Source organism: Abyssisolibacter fermentans (genome assembly GCF_001559865.1).
GTDB classification, from domain to species: Bacteria; Bacillota; Clostridia; order Tissierellales; family MCWD3; genus Abyssisolibacter; species Abyssisolibacter fermentans.
The window spans coordinates 1-4,775 of record NZ_LOHE01000096.1 but is presented as its reverse complement, the minus strand read 5'-3'; the positions used below and the strand labels follow the sequence as shown (position 1 = coordinate 4,775).

Here is a 4,775-nt window from a genome sequence, read left to right as displayed (position 1 = left end):
AAGTAGTTTCCTATACTTTCTAATTCAAATCTAAATTTGTAACCTGGTTTCATTGCACCCCTATTTATATATTTAGGATGGCTTCCCTCTAGTAATGGTAAAGTCTGGCGTTTGTCGCTTCTTACAGATTCTCCGTTATGATTATTCAAGCCTGCCCAGTAGTAGTTTCCTGTATGCTTTGATGTTTTTTCTCCTACTCTAAATACTTCTTCCCACAGTGGATAATTTACTACGTCTGTTATTTTCATTCCATATAGTCTACCTATTACTCTAACTGGTATCTTGTTTGTTGCTACGTATGAATTTATTTCTTCATTAAACAAAGGTAATGTTTTATCTCCTATATTGACATTTTTTGATACTTCTCTGAATTCTACTTCGTAATTTTTTTCGTCTACCCATATCGGTATGTATATATTGACTTCTGTTTCTTTTAAAGGATACCATGTATCGGCTTCTAGATATTTACCTGCTTCTCTATATGTAGTATTCATATATACGTCAAATGGAAATCGAACCTCTTTATAGTCTGTGTATTTAGCATAGTCTCTTTCTCCGTATCCTTTTATTTCTCTATGCTGTCCTGTTGTTGGCAATTTTATGCTTGATGCTCGTCCTAATATTAGGGCTTTTCTATTGTTATCTGGATTAATTTCTTGATTATAGTCTTTGTCGTTATTCATGTCTGCGTAACACACTACTGGTGCATGAACTACTACTTGGTTTAGATTTTTGGACTCTATGTTTTGATTATACTGTTCTTGATTTGTCGGATTTATTTCTTCTATTCTTTGATAGTGTACTGTTCCTTCACTTTGATATTCGCCATTTCTTTCTTTTTCATCTATTGTGATATCATTTTGATATAGTACGTCATTTGTTATTGTACTCGCTATCGGTATTTCTTTTGGAGCTTCTGTCTTTGCTGTTTCTTGTGAATCTGACATTATTGTCTTATTGTTAAATATCAATCTATCATTTTTTACTGTTAGTTCTCCTAATTTATTATTTGCTTCTGTTCTTAGATCTCCTGATGGAGTTGGTCTTCCTCTTCTTCCTCCATTTAGCTTTTTTGTTCCTAAATCAAGATATAACTCTGGTTCTTCTATATGATCTTCTAAGCTATCGCTATGACATACGTCTACTTGTGGTGGAGTGTAATTCTTCGTGCTTAATGATATTGTATTGCCAGGTAGAGCTTCGTTGTTTAGTGTTGCTCCTGTGAGTTTGTATACTTCTAATCTATCTATTATCCAATAATCATAGGGTCTTCCTATTTTATAGGTTTTTGTTATGGTTTCTGTGTCTGATTTATCTATCCATTCTACAACTTTTTCTTCTACTTCTTCTCCTTCTTCATTCTTTTTAGTTTCTGTATATTCATGCTTTTCTTTCCACGTTAATTCATATGTTTTTACTGCTGTTACTGTTAGTTCTTTCGTACCTTTTATCTGCTTGAATTCGTAATCTGATAGGTATTCTTTTGCGAACACATTTGCATAAAGGTCTTCTTCTGTTGGTATTCCAAGTTCTACGTCAAATTTCTCGTCTCCTCTGTCATCTGCTCTTATAACCGCTGAAGATTGTGCATCCATGTTACTTTTTACATCTGTCTGTCCTGCTGTTTGTTTGTATATAAATACTATATTCGCTTCATTGTATGAACCGTCATATGTTATCTCATAATTACTTTTGCTTGTTTTATTTGTTGGTACTGTATCATAGGCTAGCATTGAACCATCAAATTCATATCCATTTATGCTCTGTGCATTTATGTTGTAGGTCTTGTCTTTGTACATTTCTTTACTGTAATCGTATTGACCTAATGCTGCGCCCATGTCTGTTACATGCTTAACATTTACTGTTCCTCCTCCTGAGGGCTTTTTGTAGAATTTCAACTCCATTGGATATGTGAATAACAGTCCTACCGCTCCTGCATCCCTGAAGGTATCAATTCCTATTTTTACGTCTGAAGAGTCTCTTCTAGTTATCCCATTTTTACTTATATCTACTTTAAAACCATCTTTTAGATGTCCTCTTGCATTTTCTATTCCCCAGAAGGGTATTTTACCTTCTTCATCTGATTGCGTTGAACATGCCGCACCTAGCTGTGCATTGTTTTCACAGTTGAACATTGAGTATAGGTTTCTACCGAAGTTTTCTTTTATTATTGGAATATTTTTATTTAGTCCTGCTACATAATCTTTATAGCTTTCATCTGTACAATTTAATTTAGGGTATGCATGTATTATTATCTTATCTCCTTTTAATTCACAAGTAGGAGATATTTCATCTTGGAATATATCATTTATATCAAGATTAGTTTCACTTATATATACATGTATTTCTTCTCCATCACTCAAATTGTCTAATTCATCCTGCATAGTTTCTGGTAACTCTATTTCAAAATCTAACTCTTTTCCTTGCTCCATTAACTTCTGTCCTAAATATTCTGGATCTGCCCATTTTTCTTCCATTTCTGTGTCTTTAAGGTAAATATTTTCCCCGCCTATTTTTCCTTTCCAATAACCTCCACTGTAATGCCACATTTCCAGCGGTTCTTGTTTAGTCATACTTCCTATTTCATCATAGTGTTCTAATGGCTCCTCCTGCGTTAAAAAATGCACTTTTACTTGAGATGCTTTATTTTCTTCAGCTACACTACATTTCATACTTATTTTATTAAATGTAATGAATAAAGAAACAATTATACAAAACCATGCTATTTTTCTTTTTACCACTTGAACATTTCCTCCCAATTTATACTATCATTTAAAAATTCAGAACCACTTTTACCTATTTTTTTTAGTGTTTTAACTGGATAATCTAATATAAACAGACCATTCTCTGCACCTGTGTCTTTCATAACTCTAATTGATACTGATACTATTCTCATTTTTTCCTTGTTGTATTTTAATTTGAATTTAAAAACTTCTCCTTTTTTCATTAAAATATCTTGTCTAGCTTTAGGATTTGCATGAAAGGTATCATAGTCTTGGTCGTTTGTATAAAAAACTTTTATTGAAGCTGACCACTTATATCCAGTTGGAAGATTAGGCAAGCAACCTGATACATAACTATTTTCACCCTCTTTTGTAAACTTCAAACTTTTAAAAAACTTCATTACAAACTCCTGTTGTTTATCTAACTTCATAGCTCCGTCATTCACTTTACCCGGACTTGAAAATACATCATCAACTTTATCAAACTTAATTCCTTCTACTACTTCTACTGAATCATCATTATTTAGATAGTTTATCATCCTTACTATCATTGCTGCTGTTTCTGCTCTTGTTGCTGTGCTGTTTGGTTTGAAGGTTTTGTCGGGATACCCTGTTATTATTCCTGTGTCTTTTGCTGTTTTTACGTATTTTTTATCTTTTTTACTGATCTCTTCATCATCTTTGAAGCTTGTCTTATTTATTTCTTTTGTCTCTATCTCCAATGCTTTTATTATCATTCTTGCCATTTCCACTCTTGTCATTGGCTCGTTTGGTTTAAAGCCTTCTTTATAGTCTTCTACATCTATTATCCCTTTTTTTACTAATGTTTTAATTCTTCCTTTCGCCCAATTTTTTTCTATATCTTCAAATATTATTTCACTATCATCATTATTAAGTGGTAATCCCAATAATTCTTGTATTAGCTTTGAAAACTCACTTCTTGATATTGTGTTTTTGGGTCTAAAAGTTTTATCTGGATATCCATTTACTATTCCTTTTGATACTAACATCTCTATGTTTTCTTTTGCCCAATAACCATCCTTTACATCCTCAAAATTACCTGCTAATGCTATTTGTGAGAATATTAATATTATTGATAACGTTAACATTAAAACTTTTTTCATAGCTTTCCCCCCTGAAAATATTAATTATTTTGTGATATTACCCGTACATTTTTTTAACTGCTTACAGTTCTATATTTTTCTATATTTATAGTCAAAAAACCTTTTTTATTTACTATTTTTTATACTTGATGGAAAATTATATTTTCAATATACATTTTCTAATGGCATTACCCTACACAAACCACAAACATCTTTATAACAACAATTCCAACCAACAAATCCACTATGGCTCAATCTGAGGTTTCTTTGTAGGTGAATTCAACAGGCAGTTTTATCATCGATTTTACACTATAAATAAGAATTGTCTGTTGTCTGAACCAGCAAAAATTCTCAGATACTTGCCTTTTCCATTTAGTATTGAATCACAAGCATGTAATAACTTCGTACTCACAACGCTAACCCTAAAGAATTCAAACCAATAAATCTTTTAGAAGCTACATGACATTTTTTGACCACGACATTGATGCCTATATTTTTTCATCTTTAAATAATCAGAAAAATATAGACATCTATAGACATCTCCGAGTAAAAAAATGTCATGTATGGCTTCAATACAAAAATTTTCAGCTATACTTCCCTCATAGGTTTACCCTAGCAGTTTTAGAAGCTTATTATTCTTTAATACAAATCTACTCTATTAAAACCTCAACAACTATCCCTACCAATAAATTTTACTAGGGCTCAATCTGAGGTTTCTTTGTAGGTGACTTTTAAGAAGTAATTTTTTCAACGCTTTTATTTAATGAAAAAAATTGCTTCTTTACAGGAACAAGCAAAGATTCTCAGATTCGTGCCCCACTCCATTTGATAATGAATCACCATTATGTAATAACTTCGCACTTACAAAGGTTTACCCTAAAGAAATCTAACCATTTTATTATTTAGAAGCTACATGACATTTTTTGTCCACGACATTGATGCCTATATT

At 31.9% G+C, this 4,775-nt stretch carries 2 protein-coding genes; both read right to left on the bottom strand.

Annotated features, from left to right (window positions below):
* Nucleotides 1-2,741 (bottom strand): DUF5704 domain-containing protein (locus AYC61_RS18645; protein WP_242866843.1); only part of this gene is annotated, 2,741 nt, incomplete at its 3' end.
* A complete protein-coding gene (locus AYC61_RS18640) occupies nucleotides 2,735-3,847 on the bottom strand; it encodes an S-layer homology domain-containing protein (protein ID WP_066506668.1) in 1,113 nt (370 codons plus the stop codon). The genes AYC61_RS18645 and AYC61_RS18640, both read right to left, overlap by 7 nt.
* Between the last annotated feature and the right edge of the window lie 928 nt (nucleotides 3,848-4,775).

What these genes read in the sequence shown, in the direction of transcription:
- AYC61_RS18640 (WP_066506668.1), bottom strand. Translation starts at nt 3,847, where the DNA reads ATGAAAAAAGTTTTAATGTTAACGTTATCAATAATATTAATATTCTCA.